The sequence below is a fragment of the Caldovatus aquaticus genome (assembly GCF_019458025.1).
Lineage (GTDB): Bacteria > Pseudomonadota > Alphaproteobacteria > Acetobacterales > Acetobacteraceae > Caldovatus > Caldovatus aquaticus.
In genome coordinates this window covers 1-1,817 of the sequence record NZ_JAHZUY010000126.1, presented here as the reverse complement: position 1 = coordinate 1,817, position 1,817 = coordinate 1, and the positions used below count along the sequence as shown (strand labels likewise).

The 1,817-nt window shown below is 77.6% G+C and carries 2 protein-coding genes; both read left to right on the top strand.

Annotated elements, in window-relative coordinates:
- Positions 1 to 401 precede the first annotated feature (401 nt).
- Complete coding sequence (locus tag K1J50_RS18760) at positions 402 to 1,286, top strand: N-acetylmuramoyl-L-alanine amidase family protein (protein WP_220119268.1); 885 nt, start codon at positions 402 to 404, stop codon at positions 1,284 to 1,286.
- 69 nt (positions 1,287 to 1,355) lie between these two features.
- Positions 1,356 to 1,688, top strand: coding sequence for a GYD domain-containing protein (locus K1J50_RS18755; protein WP_220119267.1), 333 nt, complete (start codon positions 1,356 to 1,358; stop codon positions 1,686 to 1,688).
- Positions 1,689 to 1,817 lie beyond the last annotated feature (129 nt).

Below are 1,817 nucleotides of genomic sequence, written 5' to 3'. Positions count from 1 at the left end.
CACGGCTGGCGCCGCGTCCGCCGCCGCAGCCTGCGGCGCAACGGCGCCCCTCTGCACCTGCCCTGCACCGCCATGAACCTCCGCCGCGCCGAACGCCTCCTCGCCTGACAGGCGACGCGCGCCCCCCGGCCTGCCGCCAGACACCGAAACCGAACACAAAGGCCGCTTCCAGGCCGCCCTCACACCTGCCTCACCCGATCGGGCGCGTTTCGCAGGGGTCTCCGCGGGGGGCTCCATCACCCGCTCAGCAAGGCGTTTCGCAGAGGTCTCCAGGGGGAGCGGGGCCGGGCGCGGTCCAGGGCCAGGCGGGACTCGGATGCCGTCCGAGCACGGGCCTGGGAGGCCCTTGCGCGATCTGCTATCCTGCGCTGCGACCGGTTCGCCAGGGGGGTGGCTCCGGCATGGCATTCCTGCTTTCCCGGCGCGGCGGCCTGCTCGCCGGGGCCGCTCTTCTGCTGGGCGGACGCGGCCTTGCCGAGGCCGGAGCGGCCGAGCGGAGGGCGCCGCGCCGCAATGCGGCGCCGCCGGCGCCGCGGCTGCCGCTGGTGGTGATCGATCCGGGGCATGGCGGGCGCGATCCGGGCGCGATCGGCGCCTCCGGCACGCTCGAGAAGCGCATCACCCTCGCCGCGGCGCTGGAGCTCAAGCGCCAGCTCGAGGCTTCGCGCCGCTGCCGGGTCGTGCTGACGCGCGCGCGCGACGTGTTCGTGCCGCTGGAGGCGCGCCTCGGCCTCGCGCGCCGGCGCGAGGCGGCGCTGTTCGTCTCGCTGCACGCCGATTCCGCGCCGGGGGCGCGCGGCGCCAGCGTCTACACCCTCTCCGAGACCGCCTCCGACGCGCTGTCGGAGGCGCTCGCCCGGCGCGAGAACCTGGCCGACCGCGCCGGCGGGCTGCGCCTGCCGAGCGTGCCGCCGGAGGTGCAGCGCATCCTGCTCAGCCTGATGCGCCAGGAGACGCGGGCCGGCTCGCTGCGCCTGGCGCGCCTCGCGGTGCAGGAGCTCGGCGGGGCCGTGCCGCTGCTGCCCAACACCCACCGCCAGGCCGGCTTCGTCGTGCTGCAGGCGCCCGAGGTGCCGTCGGTGCTGGTGGAGATGGGCTTCCTCTCGCACCCGGCGGACGAGGCGGCGCTGCGCCGGCCGGAGCACCGGAAGAAGGTGGCGGCGGCCCTGGCGCGCGCGGTGCAGGCCTGGCTGGCGCAACCGGCGGGGCTGGCGCCGGCGCGGGCCGCGGCGGGCGAGGTGCCGGCGGCGCGGATTTCGTCCCGCGCGGGCGGCGGAAGGGGGTAGCCTCCTCCCGGCCGCCCGCGCGCCCGGCGCGGTGCCGGGCCGTTGGCGGCCCCGCCAGGGAGGCAGGCCATGCCCCACTACCTCATGTGCTGCAACTACACGAGCGCCCAGATCCGGGCCCTGACCGAGAGCCCCCAGGACCGCGAGGCCGCCGCCCGGCAGGTGGTGGAGGGGTTCGGCGGCCGCCTGAAGGGCTTCTTCTTCGCCTTCGGCGCGTATGACGTGGTGCTGGTCGCCGAATTCCCCGACAACGAGAGCGCGGCGGCGTGCAGCATGCGGGTCAGCGGCGGCGGCGGCTTCTCGCGCTTCGAGACGCATCCGCTGATGACCGCGCAGGAGGCGCTGCGCGCGATGGAGAAGGCTAAGGGCGCTGCGGTCGCCTACCGGCCGCCCGCCGGCTAGGGCCGGTCGCGGACGCCGGGGCACGGCCGGGGCGGGGGCGGCTCCCGGGACGGCAAGCGGGCGGAGCGCCGCCGCGGGGCGAGGCGGGCGGGAACGGTCGCCGGGCGGCGGGACGGTCGCGCGCGCCGG

What these genes read in the sequence shown, in the direction of transcription:
- K1J50_RS18760 (WP_220119268.1), top strand. Translation starts at nt 402, where the DNA reads ATGGCATTCCTGCTTTCCCGGCGCGGCGGCCTGCTCGCCGGGGCCGCT.
- K1J50_RS18755 (WP_220119267.1), top strand. Translation starts at nt 1,356, where the DNA reads ATGCCCCACTACCTCATGTGCTGCAACTACACGAGCGCCCAGATCCGG.